The 14,148-nt window shown below is 75.7% G+C and carries 13 protein-coding genes; 11 read left to right on the top strand and 2 right to left on the bottom strand.

Going from position 1 to position 14,148, the window contains the following annotated elements; translation table 11 throughout:
• The first annotated feature begins 6 nt into the window (after positions 1 to 6).
• Positions 7 to 849, top strand: a complete 843-nt coding sequence (locus KSE_RS17490; RefSeq protein ID WP_014136655.1) for a siderophore-interacting protein — start codon at positions 7 to 9, stop codon at positions 847 to 849.
• A gap of 35 nt (positions 850 to 884) precedes the next feature.
• Here the strand turns inward: KSE_RS17490 and KSE_RS17495 are convergent, their stop codons facing one another.
• On the bottom strand, positions 885 to 1,301 hold the full coding sequence (locus KSE_RS17495) for a winged helix-turn-helix transcriptional regulator (protein WP_014136656.1): 417 nt from the start codon (positions 1,299 to 1,301) through the stop codon (positions 885 to 887).
• Positions 1,302 to 1,435: 134 nt separating this feature from the next.
• Between KSE_RS17495 and KSE_RS17500 the strand changes: the two genes are divergently transcribed.
• Together KSE_RS17500 and KSE_RS17505 are read left to right on the top strand one after the other, a co-directional pair.
• Positions 1,436 to 2,365 carry an alcohol dehydrogenase catalytic domain-containing protein gene (locus KSE_RS17500; RefSeq protein WP_033258422.1) on the top strand — a complete coding sequence of 310 codons (930 nt, stop codon included), beginning with the start codon at positions 1,436 to 1,438 and terminating at the stop codon, positions 2,363 to 2,365.
• A 153-nt stretch (positions 2,366 to 2,518) separates the two neighbouring features.
• Complete coding sequence (locus KSE_RS17505; RefSeq protein WP_014136658.1) at positions 2,519 to 3,118, top strand: superoxide dismutase; 600 nt, start codon at positions 2,519 to 2,521, stop codon at positions 3,116 to 3,118.
• Between the two features lie 31 nt (positions 3,119 to 3,149).
• Here KSE_RS17505 and KSE_RS17510 read toward each other — a convergent pair whose 3' ends face one another.
• On the bottom strand, positions 3,150 to 4,010 hold the full coding sequence (locus tag KSE_RS17510) for an SDR family oxidoreductase (RefSeq protein WP_014136659.1): 861 nt from the start codon (positions 4,008 to 4,010) through the stop codon (positions 3,150 to 3,152).
• Between the two features lie 273 nt (positions 4,011 to 4,283).
• Between KSE_RS17510 and KSE_RS17515 the strand changes: the two genes are divergently transcribed.
• The 8 genes from KSE_RS17515 to KSE_RS17555 all read left to right on the top strand — a co-directional run bounded on the left by KSE_RS17515 (position 4,284) and on the right by KSE_RS17555 (position 13,634).
• Entirely contained in the window at positions 4,284 to 4,967 is a 684-nt protein-coding gene (locus tag KSE_RS17515) for a Crp/Fnr family transcriptional regulator (protein ID WP_014136660.1), read from the top strand.
• 150 nt (positions 4,968 to 5,117) lie between these two features.
• A complete protein-coding gene (locus KSE_RS17520) occupies positions 5,118 to 6,062 on the top strand; it encodes a hypothetical protein (protein ID WP_014136661.1) in 945 nt (314 codons plus the stop codon).
• Positions 6,059 to 8,440, top strand: a complete 2,382-nt coding sequence (locus tag KSE_RS17525) for a hypothetical protein (protein ID WP_014136662.1) — start codon at positions 6,059 to 6,061, stop codon at positions 8,438 to 8,440. The genes KSE_RS17520 and KSE_RS17525 overlap by 4 nt, the downstream gene beginning before the upstream one ends.
• Before the next feature lie 78 nt (positions 8,441 to 8,518).
• Positions 8,519 to 9,793: an SPFH domain-containing protein gene (locus KSE_RS43830; RefSeq protein ID WP_014136663.1), complete on the top strand. Its 1,275-nt coding sequence runs from the start codon at positions 8,519 to 8,521 to the stop codon at positions 9,791 to 9,793.
• Positions 9,790 to 10,083: a hypothetical protein gene (locus KSE_RS17535; protein ID WP_014136664.1), complete on the top strand. Its 294-nt coding sequence runs from the start codon at positions 9,790 to 9,792 to the stop codon at positions 10,081 to 10,083. The genes KSE_RS43830 and KSE_RS17535 overlap by 4 nt, the downstream gene beginning before the upstream one ends.
• A gap of 48 nt (positions 10,084 to 10,131) precedes the next feature.
• Complete coding sequence (locus KSE_RS45855) at positions 10,132 to 11,622, top strand: M48 family metalloprotease (protein ID WP_255518957.1); 1,491 nt, start codon at positions 10,132 to 10,134, stop codon at positions 11,620 to 11,622.
• A 20-nt stretch (positions 11,623 to 11,642) separates the two neighbouring features.
• Positions 11,643 to 12,566 carry an RNA polymerase sigma factor SigJ gene (gene sigJ / locus KSE_RS17545; RefSeq protein WP_014136666.1) on the top strand — a complete coding sequence of 308 codons (924 nt, stop codon included), beginning with the start codon at positions 11,643 to 11,645 and terminating at the stop codon, positions 12,564 to 12,566.
• Between the two features lie 687 nt (positions 12,567 to 13,253).
• Complete coding sequence (locus tag KSE_RS17555; protein WP_014136668.1) at positions 13,254 to 13,634, top strand: winged helix-turn-helix transcriptional regulator; 381 nt, start codon at positions 13,254 to 13,256, stop codon at positions 13,632 to 13,634.
• Positions 13,635 to 14,148: the final 514 nt, after the last annotated feature.

Raw genomic sequence — 14,148 nt, forward strand, 5'->3', positions numbered from 1 at the left:
GGTCGAGTGACCGACCGGACACCGGAGTTCGACTTCTTCCCGGCGCACGTGGTGCGCACCCGGCGGCTCGGCCCGACCATGCTGCGGGTCACCTTCGGCGGCGGGGCGCTGCGCTCCTTCGCGAGCGGCGGGCGCGACCAGTCCTGCTCGCTGTTCCTGCCGCACCCCGGGCAGGCCGAGCCGAACCTCCCGTACGCCGAGGGCGAGGGCTGGTTCGCCGCCTGGCGGGCGCTCCCGGCGGACGAGCGGGCCGTGCTGCGCTCGTACACGGTCCGCGCGCAGCGGGCCGAACCCCCGGAGCTGGACGTCGACTTCGCGCTGCACGGCACCGGGCCGGAGGCCGGGCCGGCCTCCGCCTGGGCGGCCGCGGCCGGGCCCGGCGCCCGGGTGGTGCTGCTCGGGCCGGCCGTCGCCGACAACCGCTCGGTGGCGTTCCGGCCGCCCGCGGACGCCGACTTCGTGCTGCTGCTGGCCGACGAGACCGCGCTGCCCGCGGCCGGCGGCATCCTGGAGTGGCTGCCGGCCGGCACCCGCGCGCTGGTGTGGATCGAGGTGCCGGACGCCGCCGACATCCAGGACCTGGCCGCCCCGGACGGGGCCGAGCTGCACTGGCTGGTCCGCGCCCCCGGCGCGCCCTCCGGCCTGCCGCCCGCCCTGCGCGCGGCCGACCTGCCGCCCGGCACCCCGTACGCGTGGATCGCCGGCGAGGCCGGCGCCGTCAGGGAGCTGCGCCGACACCTGGTGCGCGAACGCGGCGTCGACCGGCGGGCGGTGGCGTTCTCCGGCTACTGGCGGCGCGGCGCGTCCGAGGACCGGCTGCGCGCGGAGGCGTCCGCCGGACGGTCCTGAGCCACCGGCCGCCCCGGGCTCCCGGGGCGGGCGGTTCAGCTCCCGGCGGGGGCCGCCGCCGCGCCGTCGTAGCGGGCGCGGGCGGCGAGCACCTCGTCCAGGTGGCCCTCGGCCCAGTCCTTGACCGCGAGCATCACCGGGAAGAGGCTGCGCCCCATCGGCGTGAGCGCGTAGTCGACCCGGACCGGCACGCCGGCGGTGACGCTGCGGGTGACCAGGCCGTCGCGCTCCAGGGTCCGCACGGTCTGGGTGAGCATCTTCGAGGAGACGCCCGCGATCAGGGCGTTCAGTTCGCCGTACCGCCGGGGGCCGTCGGCGAGGGCGACCAGCACCAGACCGACCCACTTGTCGCTGATGGTGGCGAACAGCTGCCGGGTGGGGCAGGCGGCGACGAAGGCGTTGTAGACGGTCTTCGCCGCCGCCCGCCGCTGGGCCGCGGACTGCGTGGCCATGACTCTCCTCCTGGTGTCCTGGGCACTTTCCGGTGCCTACTGGCTCATGAAGAGCTGCTCTCCATAAGTTAGTTGCACGGCGCTGGAGCGCTGTTCCCCTCTGCCGAACTCGGCGTGAGAATCCAGGAGTTGTGATGCGCGCAGTTACCGTGGGCACCTTCGGCGGGCCCGAGGTCCTCGAACTCTCCGAGGTCCCGCTGCCCGAGCCCGGCCCGGGCGAGGTCCGGATCAGGGTCGGGGCCGCCGCCCTCAACCCGGTGGACGTCTTCGCCCGCGCGGGCCACCTGACGGCGTACCTGCCGAAGCGGGACCGGTACGTGCTGGGTCTGGACGTCGCGGGCACCGTCGACGCGCTGGGCGGCGGCGTGAGCGGACCGGCCCCGGGCCAGGCCGTCGTGGGCCTCTCCCCGTGGCTGGCCACCGTGGCCGGCACCCACGCCGAGTACGTGGTGCTGCCCGCCGACGCGGTGACCGCCGCCCCGGCCGGCGCCGGCGTCGAGGCGGCCGCCACCCTGCCGCTGAACGGCACCACCGCCTCGCTGGCCGTCGACGCGCTGGCGGTCTCGGCCGGCGACCTCGTCGTGGTGACCGGCGCGGCGGGCGGGGTCGGCGGCTACGCGGTGCAGTTGGCCGCCGCCAAGGGCGCCGAGGTCGTCGCGGTGGCCGGCGCCGCCGACGAGCGGCTGGTGCGCGAGCTGGGCGCGGCGCGCTTCGTCGAGCGCGGCGACGGCGCCGCCGAGCGGATCCGGGCGCTCGCCCCGGCGGGGGTCGCGGGCGTGGTCGACGCCGCCGCGCTGGGCGCCCCCCTGATCGGCGCGGTGCGCGACGGCGGCCGCTTCGCCGCGCTGCTCGCCCCGGCGGCGCCGGAGGCCGAGCGCGGCATCACGGTGGAGACCGTCCAGCAGGCGCCCGACGCCGGGCGGTTGGCCGCGCTGGTCACCGACGTCGAGGAGGGCCGGCTGACCCTGCGGGTCGCCCGGACCTTCCGGCTGGCCGAGGCCGCCGCCGCGCACGCGCTGTTCGCCGCGGGCGGCGTGCGCGGCCGGATCGTCCTGGTCCCGTGAGCGCCGGCCGGCCGGGCCCCGGGCACCGCCGGACCGGGGCCCGGCCGGCCGGTGACACCGAGCCTTAATGCCCTGCTACTGCTCCTGCAATAGACTTGCAATAAGGTGGCACTCGCAACTGACCTTCCGTCGATCGAGAAGGGCTGCTCAGCCATGGGTGCCTACACGCTGCCTGACCTCCCGTACGACTACTCCGCCCTCGAGCGCGCGATGTCCGCCGAGATCCTGGAGCTGCACCACTCCAAGCACCACCTGGCGTACGTCAACGGCGCCAACCAGACCCTGGAACAGCTCGCCGAGGCCCGCGACAAGGAGCAGTTCGGCTCGCTGGTCGGCCTGCAGAAGACCCTCGGGTTCCACCTCTCCGGCCACGTGCTGCACTCGCTGTTCTGGGAGAACCTCTCCCCCGAGGGCGGCGACCGGCCCGAGGGCGCGCTCGCCGACGCGATCACCGAGCACTTCGGCTCCTTCGAGGCGTTCCGCGGCCAGCTCACCGCCGCCACCGTCGGCGTCCAGGGCTCCGGCTGGGGCATCCTCTCCTGGGAGCCGCTGGGCGGGCGCCTGATCGTCGAGCAGGTCTACGACCACCACGGCAACGTCGGCCAGGGCACCACCCCGCTGCTCGCCTTCGACGCCTGGGAGCACGCCTACTACCTGCAGTACCGCAACGTCCGCCCCGACTACGTCACCCGGCTCTGGGACGTCGTCAACTGGCAGGACGTCAGCGCCCGGTACGCCGCCACCCAGGGCTGACGGCCGCCGGCGGACGGACGGCGGCGGGGGCTCAGCGGAACGCCGGCAGCGCCCCCGCCGCCCACGCGGCGAACGACCGGGCCGGACGCCCCAGCACCCGCTCGACGTCCGGCCGGGGCGCGGACTCCGCGGGCAGCGGCGCGCCCAGCACCTCCAGCGTGCCGTCCACCACCGGCGGCGGCATGAAGCGGACCAGCTCGGCGCGCGCCTCCTCGCGGGTCTGCTCGACGAACCCGACCTCCTCGCCCAGCAGTTCGCCCAGCACCTCGGCCTGCCGGCGCGGACCGATCGCCTCCGGGCCGGTCAGCTCGTACACCCGCCCGACGTGCTCGCCGCTGCCGTCGCGCAGCGCCGCCGCCGCGACGGACGCCACGTCCGCCGGGTCCAGCACCGGCAGCGCGACCCCGCCGAACGGCGCGGACACCGTGCGCCGCTCGCGCACCGACTCCGCCCAGGCGTAGGCGTTGCTGGCGAACGGGCCCGGCCGCAGGATCGTCCACTCCAGGCCGCTGCCCCGCACCGCCGCCTCGAACTCGGCCATCCGCCCGTGCCAGGTCTCGTCCGGCCGGGTGCCGGTGACCAGCGAGGAGAGCAGCACCACCCGGCGCACCCCCGCCCGCGCCGCCGACTCCAGCAGCGCGGCGGCCGGCACCGCGTCCGGCCCCGGGGCGTTCATCTCCGGCGCCAGCATCAGGAACAGCGCCCGCGCCCCCGCCGGCAGCGCCCCCAGCCCCGCCGGACCCGCCAGATCGGCCCGCAGCGCCACCACCCCGTCCGGCAGCCCCTCGGCCGCCACGCTCCGCGACACCGCGACCACCCGCTCCCCCGCCGCCGCCAACTCCGCGACCAACGGCCGGCCGACGTTCCCGGTTGCCCCCGTCACCACGATCATTTGCCCACAACTCCCTTGTCAATCATGCCTGTTGACGATCCGTTCGGCGCTTCTCGCCGCCCGCCGAAACGAAGTTAGCATCCGAAAGACAGTAGGTACCTAGAAGAAAGTGACTACCCCGCACCACCCCGCCCGGCACCCACCCAGCACCCGCCCGGTACCCGCCCGGACGATTTCCCGCATCGGACGCCAACGGCGCCGGATACGCCGTAATCTCTCCTCCCAGCGGTGACCCGCGGCCCGGCGCCGCACAGCCGAACAGGGGGCTTCGGGGTGGAGTTCGAGGACCGGGTGCCCTTCGCGGCCAGGCTGGAACCCGCCGACTGGGCGGCCCTGAAGGCGGCCGGCGGCCGCCTCGCCTTCCCGGCCCGGCAGGTCCTGCTCCGCGAACACGAACCCTCCTCGCACGTGCTGGTCCTGCTCTCCGGTTGGACCAAGGTCACCTCGGCGTCCGCGAACGGGTACGAGGCGCTGCTCGCCCTGCGCGGCCCCGGCGACATCGTGGGCGAGGCCGCCGCGGTCAGCGGGCGGGCCCGGGCCGCGACCGTGACCGCGCTCTCCCCGACCGAGGCGCTGGCGATCGACGCCGCGACCTTCGCCCGGCTGCTCGACGAACGCCCCGCCCTGACCCGGCAGTTGCTCGCACTCACCGCCGACCGCACCCGGGACAGCGACCGGCGCCGGGTCGAGTTCGCCGCACTGAGCGTCCAGGAACGGCTGGCCCTGCTCCTGCTGGAACTGCTGCACACCCACGGGCAGGACGCCGGCGAGGACGGGCAGCTCTCCCCCGGCCTGACCCAGAGCGAACTCGCCGGCTCGGTCGGCGCCTCCCGGGAGGCCGTGGCCCGCCTGCTGAAGGGCCTGCGCGAACGCGGCATCGTCCGTACCGGGCGCCGCGGCCTCGTCGTCCTGAAACCGGAGGTCCTGCGCCGGATGGCGGGCCGGGCCACCGGCTGAACCGGCCCGCCCCGGGCCCGCCCCGCCCGCTCTGTGCACGCGGTCACACCACCGGTGTGCCGTCCTCCGTCGCCCCGCTCCCCGCCCGGCTGGGATCTTCGCACTGCCCGAAGGGGCCGCACCGGCCCGGCACTGCGACGGAAGGCAGCCATGCCCGAGCCCCTCAACCGGACGATCCTGCTCCTGGACATCGAACGGTTCAGCCGCCGCGACGACGTCGTACAGGCCGTGCTGCGCCGCGCCCTGCGGCTGGTCGTCGACCGGACCCTGGTCGCGGCGGGCGTCGAACCCAGCCAGCAGTACCGCGAGGACCGGGGCGACGGACTGATCGTGCTGCTCAGCCCGGACGTGCCGAAGACCTCGATGCTCCGCTCCCTGCTCACCCTCACGCCCGAACTCCTCCACGACCACAACCGGCTGGCATCCAGCAGCGCCCAACTGCGGCTGCGGATGGTCCTCGCCGCCGGCGAGGTCGCGCACGACCCGCAGGTCGGCACCGCCGGCGGCCTGGTCGGCCACGACCTCAACCAGGCGTGCCGGCTGCTCGACGCGGACGCGCTCCGCACCGCGCTCGCCGAACGCGGCCGGGACACCTGCGTGCTGGCCGTCAGCGACCCGGTCTACCAGGGCGTGGTCCGGCACGGGCACCGCGGCGTCCGGCCCGAGTCCTTCACCCCGGTCGACGCCCCCGTGAAGAACGGCACGGTGTCCGCCTGGCTGCACCTCGGCAGCGCCGCCCCCGGCCCGGCCGCCGGCCCGGCCGCCGAGCAGCACCGCCGGCCCGCCCCGGGATCCGCGCCCACCGACGCCGAACCCGTCCGCACCGGCGCGGTGTTCCACTTCCACGGAGCACCGCCCGTGGTGCACGGCTCGCTCGTCGGCGGCGACCAGCACGGCGTCAGCGGCGGCCGGGTCACCGGCGACGTCGTCCTCGGCGGCAGCCACCGGGAACCGGCCCGCCCGCACGCCGCGGACCCCACGGACCCCACGGACGGCACCGCCGGCACGGACCGCACGGGCGCCGCGGACGCCGCGGACGCCGCGTCGGCCGCGTCGGCCGCGTCGGCCGCGTCGGCCGAAGGAGAGTCGCGATGAGCGCCGCACCGAACGCCAGGCACCACCACCACGAGTCCCCGCCCGCGGCCCCGCCGCCCTCCCCGGCCGCGCCCCCGCCCCCGGCGGCGGGCGCGGCAGCCGGTGCCGCCCCACCCGCGGCCGAGCCGGCCGCCGCCCCCGCCGACCGACCCGCCGGTGAACCGGCCGCCCACCCCGGGTCCCACCCCGAGTCCAGCCCCGAGCCCAGCCCCGAGCAGGCCTGGAGCTCCCGGCGCGACCTGCTGCGGCACACCCCCGGCTTCTTCCTCGGCCCGTCCGCCCGGTTCGGCGGTTCCATGGTCGGCGGCGACCAGCACGGCGTCAGCGGCGGCCAGGTCTTCGGCGACGTCATCCTCGGCGGCAGCAAGATCGAGTACCGCTTCGGGGAGGACGCCGAGGAGCGCTCCGGCGAGATCCCCACCGCCGAGGTCGACGCGGTGGCGGCCGGGTTCGTCCGGCCCGCCGCCCCCGAACCCCCGGCCGGGGCGGGCCCCCCGGCGCCGGACGCGTTCGACACCGCGCTGGACCGGCTCCGCGAGCACCGCGTCGTCGTCCTCTCCGGCTCCGCCGAGACCGGCCGCCGCACCGCCGCGCTGATGCTGCTGCGCACCGTCGGCAGCACCCGGTACCGGACGCTGGACCCGAGCCTGCCGCCCGGCCGGCTGGCCGGGGAGCTCCGGGCCGGCTGGGGGCACGTCCTGCCCGACTACACCGCCGACGCGGCACGGCCGCTGCGCGAGCACCACCTGCGGGCGCTCAGTGAACGGCTGCACGCCGAGGGCGGCCACCTGGTCGTCCTGGTCGGCCCGCACCCGACCGTCCACGGCGCCCTGCCCCCCGTACCGTGGCTGCCCCCGGTCCCGGCGGACTTCCTGCGCGGCCGGCTGGCGCACCTGCGGATCGACCCGGTCGAGACCGAGCGGCTGCTCGCCCTCGACCCGGTCCGGTCGATGATCGGGCACCCGCGCCCGATGGCCGAACTGGTCTGGTTCGCCGGGCAGGTCGCCGACTTCTCGCACGGCCGGATCAGCGCGGACCGGCTCGCCGCCCTCGGGCACCACGCGGCCGAACAGCAGGTGCGGACCTGGTTCGACGGCGAGGACTGCACGATCCACGACAAGGCGTTCCTGATCTCGCTGGCCGCGTTCGACGACGCCCCCTACCCGCTGGCCGCCGAACTCGGCGACGTGCTCTTCACCCTGCTCCAGCGGATCGAGAACCCCCACCAGCCGGCCGGCATCCCGGTGTTCGGCACCTCCAGCGCGCGGCGGATCGAACTGGCTCGGGCCGAGCGCTACCAGGAGTCCGAGGAGACCGAGTGGGGGACCGTCCTCCAGAACAAGATCCAGTTCAGGGACCGGCTGACCGCCCCCGCCCTGCTGCGCGAGGTCTGGAACGGCCACCCCTCGGCCCGCCCCGCGCTGGTCGACTGGCTCCGCGGCCTGGCCCAGGACCCGCGCCCGCTGGTCCGCACCCGCGCCGCCTTCGTCTCCGCCGTCCTCGCCCACACCGACCTGGCCTCCACCATGGCGCTGCTGATCCAGCCCTGGGCCGCCGACCGGAGCTTCCGCTCCCGGCTGGCCGCCGCCAACGCCCTCGCCCTGGCCCACCACCCGGGCACCCCGCACATCCCCCGCGTCCTGCGGGCCTGGTCCGCCGAGGGGAACCACCGGCTGCGCTGGACCTCGATCCGCGGCTACGCCCTGATCGGCGACTCCTTCCCCGAACAGGCGGTCGCCGCCCTGACCGACGCCGTCCGCGCGATCGAGGACCGCCAGCGGGAACGCCTCCGGCAGGGCGAGCCGCCCGAGGAGTGGATGGCCGAACTCGACCAGCTCGCCCAGTCCGCGGCCTCGATCCTGCTCGCCACCGGACAGCGCTCCGCCCAGGAGGACGACCTCCCCGGCGCCGCCGCCCTGTGGAGCGACCTGGTGCCGCTGGCCCGCACCGGCCTGCTCCGCACCTTCGTCCTGCTCACCGTCCTGCACGCCTGCGAACCGTCCGACGGCCCCCAGGACACCGGACGCCCCCTGCTGCTCGACCTGTTCGCCCGCGCCGACACCGCCCCCGGCACCCCCGGCGCCCTGCTCCGGCAGACCGTCGCCGCGCTGTGGCGGACCCTGCTCAACGACCCCACCTACTCCGCCTACGGCCTGAACGCGATGCGGCGGTGGGTCACCGCCGCCGGCACCGACCCCGACGCCGAGGACGCCCTGGCCGACCTGCTGCCGATGCTGGCGGTCTCCACCGAGGACGCCAAACGGCTCGACTACCTGCTCGAACACCTGCCCCGGGCGGCCGACGCGCCGCCGACCGACACCGCCCGGCTGCGCGCGGCCCTGCTCCGGCCCGCGCCCGCGCCCGCGGCGCCGAGCTGACCCGCCGGGTCTCCCGTCCCCGCCCTCCGCCCTCCGTTCCATCCAGTCCCACCCCGTCCCACCCCAGGAGAAACCGAGATGTACAGGCAGCCGCAGTGGTCGCAGGGCGCCAACCGGGACACCCGGCTCACCGACCCCGTCGTGACCATCCAGCAGTTGGCGTGGTTCCGGGCGCTGCGCAACACCAGGATCGACTACGCCCTGGTGTTCACCACCGCCCAGGGCGGCCTGGAGACCTACCTGCCGCCGAACCGGCCGAGCCGCAACGACCTCGCCACCCGCGGCTGGACCAGCGTCTACGAGGTCGACACCGGCGTGCACGACGCCTCGGACGTCCTCCGACTCCCCAGCGACAACGACGCCTTCCGCTTCGACGTGGTGCTGGAGTGCAGCTGGCAGGTCACCTCCCCCGCCGCCTTCGTCGCCAGCGGCGAGCGCGACGTCATCGCCCTGATCCGCCGGTCCGTCGACGACGCCGTCCGTCCCGTCCTCCGGCAGTACCCCATGACGGACAGCGCCGGCGCCGAACAGGCCGCCCAGCGCGCGCTGGAACAGGCCGGACCGATCGGCGCCTCGGCCGGCCTGCAGATCCGGTACGGCCTCCAGATCCGCCAGGACGAGGAGAGCCAGCAGCACGCCCAGGAGATCCGGCAGCTCGAATTCGCCCGCCGCAAGCTCGTCCCCGAACACGCCCTGCGGATGGAGGCCGCCGAACTGGAGACCATCCACGCCCTCACCGTCGACCGGCAGCGGCACCAGGTCGAACTGCAGCGCCAGGAGCAGGACCACCACCGTCAGCTCGCCGGGGCCAGACAGGAGTTGGAGCGCCACGAGCTGGAGGCCAAGAAGATCGAGTACTACTCGTACTGGCTCGCCCAGGGCGGCCCCGCCGCCATGGCCTTCCACCTGGCCCGCCACCCCGAGGACGCCCGGCTCGTCATGGACAACCTCCGGCAGGACCAACTCCAGCTGATGCAGAACCAGTTGAGCATGGCGATGCAGGCCCTCGGCGGCGGCCCCGGCGGCCTGGAGGAGCACCAGCTCGACGAACCCAGACGTCTCGCCGCCAGCGTGATCCGGGAAGTCCTGAGCGCGAAACTCACCTCCGGCGGCAGCCCCGCCACCCCGCCCCCGCCGCTCGCCCCACCGCCCCCGGCCGAACCGCCGGCCGTCCCCGCGCCCCCGGCGGCGCCCCCGACCCTGCTGGACGCCCCGCCCGTCCCGGCCGCCGCCCCGCCGGCTCCGGCCGAACCGCCCACTCCGGCCGAACCGCCGACGGCCCCGGGACCGGACCCCCGCGCCGGAACACCGCCGTTCGACCAGCGGATCCCCACCCCGCCGCCCAGCCGATGAGCACCGCCCACGACGCCGGGACCATCCCCGACCCTCGACTGCCCGCACTCGAACTCCGCCGCGCCGAAAGCCTGTTGGCCGACCTCCGGCAGGAGTCGGCCCGCATCGACACCAAGGGCTCGGTACTCGTCGGGGCCCAGGGCATCGCGGGCGCGGCCCTGGTCGGGATCCTCACCTCGCTGGTCGACATCAGCAGCATCGTCGCCGGCACGTACTGGTGGCTGCGGGTCGGCATCGTCCTCTTCGCCGCCGCCCTCGTCCTGCTCCCGGGTTCGCTCCTGATCGGCTGAACTCCGCCGCCCGCCCCGGCTCCTTCCCGTCCGAGGAGACCCTCCGCCATGCCGCACAGCCCAGACTCCGCCCGCCCCACCGCCTTCCCGCCGTACCCGGGCGACGCGCCCGCCTATCCCGGCGACGCCTTTACCCATCCCGGCGACGAACCGCCGTACCCCGGCGACGCCCCCGCCTATCCCGGCGACGAACCGCCGTACCCGGGCGACGCGCCGAGCTACCCGACGTCGCCCGCTGCTCCCGCCCCCGCTCCCGCTCCCGTCCCCGTGCCCCTGGTGGACCAGCCGGCCCGCCCGGCAGCGACCCCCGTGCCTCCACCTCCGCCGCCGCCCCCACTGCCACCGCCCCGGCCCCCGTTCGCGCCCTCCCCGCCCCCTGCCGCCCCGTCCGCTCCCCCTCCACCACCGCCCCTCGACCCGCCCCACACCTCCCCCGCCGCCACCAACGACCTCCACTTCCACTCGGGCCGGGCCTACCTGCAGACCTTCCAGCGCGGCGCCGACAAGGCGGCGCTGGCCCAGTTGGTGGCCGCCCTGCCGACCGCGCTGATCAGCCTGTTCGTGGTGACCGTGGTGACCGTCATGGTGGACCCGGTGCTGGGCACGGTGCTGCCGCTGCTCTGGCTGGGCTCGGGAGCGCTGGTCTTCCATCCCTCCACGGAGCAGCTGATCGCCCGCCGGATGGGCCTGCGGGAGCCCGCTCCCGCCGAGTGGCACCGGCTGTCCGTGGTGTGGAAGGAGGTCGCCTACCGCGCGGGCGTCGACCCCACCCGGTACCAACTGTGGGTGCAGGACCAGCCCGAGCTGAACTCGACGGCCACCGCGGGCCACATCGTCGGCGTGACCCGGCTCGCGCTGGAGCGCCTCACGGACGCCCAGCTCGCCGCGATCCTCGCCCACGAGCTGGGCCACCACGTCGGCGGCCACACCTGGGCGGCACTGCTCGCCGACTGGTACGGCCTGCCGGCCCGTACGGTCGCCCGCGCCGCGGTCCGCGCGGTGTCGGGCCTCTTCGGCTCACGGCACCCGGTCGGCGTCGGCTGCGGCTGCCTCCTGGTGGCGGTGCTCCCGCTCTTCCTGCTGGACCTGCTGGACCTGGAGCACGTGTGGTGGCTGCTGCTGACCGCCGCCCTGGCCCCCGTCTTCACCACCCTGCTCAGGCGGCGCGCGGAGGAGAAGGCCGACGACTACGCCGTCGTGCTGCGTTTCGGCACCGAACTCGCGGCCGTCCTCTTCCAGGAGCGGCACCGTCTCCGGACCGAGGGCCCCGCCCCCGCCGCACCGCCCCGGTCCCCGCCGCCGCCTCCCGGCTGGGCCCCCGGTTGGCCCCCCGGGCCGCCGCCCCCACCGGCCTGGAGCCCGGGCGGCCACCCACCGCCGCCCCCACCCGCTCCCCCCGCTTCCCCTCCGCCTCGCACCCCGCACACCGACCTGGAAGCACGCCTCCACCGGCTGGCCGCGTTCCTGCCCCCGGAGGCCGCGGCCGCCCTAGCTACCGACCGCGGGACGCCGGGGACGCCGGAGACGCCCCCGAGGTGAAGTGTCCTAGCGTGGTCCCCATGGACCAGGCGAACCGGCCGACCCCGGAACGGGAAGAGGCCGCACGGGAGTTCGAGCAGCACCGGCCGCGGCTGTTCTCCCTCGCGTACCGGATGCTCGGGTCGGCCGCCGAGGCCGAGGACGCCGTGCAGGACGCCTACCTGCGCTGGCACGGCGCCGAGACCGGACAGGTGGCCGCGCCCGGGCCCTGGCTGAACAAGGTGCTCACCAACCTCTGCCTGACCCGGCTCACCTCGGCCCGGGCCCGGCGCGAGGAGTACCCGGGCACCTGGCTGCCCGAGCCGGTGGCCGGCGCCGCGCTCGGCCCGCTGGAGCGCGCCGAGCAGCGCGAGGCCGTCTCGTTCGCGGTGCTCACCATGATGGAGCGGCTCTCCCCGCCCGAGCGCGCCGCCGTCGTCCTGCACGACGCCTTCGGGTACAGCCACCGGGAGGTGGCCGGCGTCCTGGACCGCACCGAGGCCGCCGCCCGCCAGCTCTACCACCGCGGCCGCACCCGCCTGGCCGCCGAAGCCCCGCCGACCGGCCCGGCCGACGCCGAACAGGCCGCCGCCCTGCTCGCCCGCTTCCTGCGGGCCGCCGCCGACGGCGACCTGGAGCAGCTCGAAGAACTCCTCGCCGCCCAGGTCGTGGTCTGGACGGACGGCGGCGGCAGGGCCCGCGCCGCGCTCCGGCCGGTGCACGGCCGGACCAGCGCCGCCCGCTTCCTGGCCGGCCTGTTCGAACGGTTCACCGACGGCGTCCGATTGGAACTCGCCGAGGCCAACGGCGGCCCGGTGCTGCTCGGTTGGGAGGGCGACGCGCTCACCTCCGTCGGCCTGCTGGAGGCCGGGCCGGACGGCGTCACCGCCGTCCGGATCCTGCGCAACCCCGACAAACTCGCCCACTACGCGCACCGGCACCGCCCCCTGTCACAGAACCGCTGACCATCCGGTCCTCTCCGGTGAGACCCCCGCGCCCTCCCCCTCCTCCGCCTCCTCCCCTTCGTCCCCCTCCTCCCGCCCCCTTCTCGTCACCGGCGCGACCGGCGTCCTCGGCCGCGAGGTGCTGCGCCACGCCCTGGCCACCGGCACCGGCCCGGACGAGGCGCTGGCCGGCGTCGACACCGTGATCCACTACACCAGCGACCCGCGCCACCCGGCCCACGACCTGCCCGCCCTCCGCCACCAGTCGGGCCGGTGTCCGACACGTCGTCAACATCTGGATCGTCGGCGTCGACCGGGTCCCGTCGCGCTACTACCGGACCAAGCTGGAGGGCGAGCGGCTCCTCACCGCGTCCGGCCAGGGCTGGACCAATCTGCGGGCCGCCCAGTTCCCCCAGCTCCTGGACGGCCTGCTCGCCGCCCTCGGCGCCTCCCCGTCCTGCCGGTGCTCTCCGCCACCCCGGTCCAGCCCGTCCACCCGGGCAAGGTCGCCGCCCACCTCGTCGCCCCCGCCCTCGCCGAACCCACCGGCCACACCCCGGACTTCGCCGACCCCGAGACACGCCTCGCCACCGACCTCGCCGCCGACTGGCTCCGCTCCCGCGGCCGCCACCTGGGCCGATCACCTCACCGCCACCGCCTGCGTAAAGTAGCTCCCCCACAAGCCCCCACCCGCCGGGAGGCCCCGCCGTGACCGCACCTGACAGCACCCCGCCGCCGAACGTCCCCCGGGCCTGCCCGATCACCCCGGTCCTCGACATCGTCTTCAGCCGCTGGACCACCCCCATCCTGTGGACCCTCCACCACCACGGCCGCCAGCGCTTCGTCGAACTCAACCGCAACGTCGGCGCCATCACCCCCAAGGTCCTCACCCAGCGCCTGCGCCAGCTCGAACGCGACGGCCTCGTCGTCCGCACCTACCACCCCGAGGTCCCGCCCCGCGTCGAGTACGAGATCAGCCCCCTCGGCCTCAGCCTGGCCCCCCTCTTCGCCGCCCTCACCGACTGGTCCACCAGCCACCTCCCCGCCGTCGAACGCGCCCGCACCGCCTTCGACTCCGCCGGCCCCTGAGCCCCCCGGCCGGTGCCGACAAGCCCTCGGGCAGCCGAAGGAGCGCAGACGACCGGCCGCCCGCGAGCCCGTTGACGGAGGTCGCCGACGGGCAGAAGGTCTCGGTGGGGGCCGCACCAACGGACCATCCTCACCGTGCTGCTGCCCGGCCGGGGCAGGTCGTCTCGGTGGACAGCCTGGCCGAGGAGGTCCGGGACAGCCGGCCGTCCAGCATCCGCGGCGGCGATCCTTCCGTTGCCCTCGATCCGTGCCTCAGAAGCCAGGCACCCCCGTTTTCCCTGCGCTGTCGGACCGCCCCACCCCTCACCCGAGAAACGACAAAGGCCCAGGTCACGGGCTATGTGACCTGGGCCTTCTCTGAGCCGCCTATGGGATTCGAACCCATGACCTACGCATTACGAGGACACTTGATCACCCGGCGACCAGTCCCAACCGGCGGGCCCGCGTCCCAGTTTTTCCTGGTCAGAGCATGTCCAACCGTGACGGCCAGTCCCAGACGGTTCGGTCAGTCCCG

It is taken from the genome of Kitasatospora setae KM-6054, assembly GCF_000269985.1.
Taxonomy (GTDB): Bacteria; Actinomycetota; Actinomycetes; order Streptomycetales; family Streptomycetaceae; genus Kitasatospora; species Kitasatospora setae.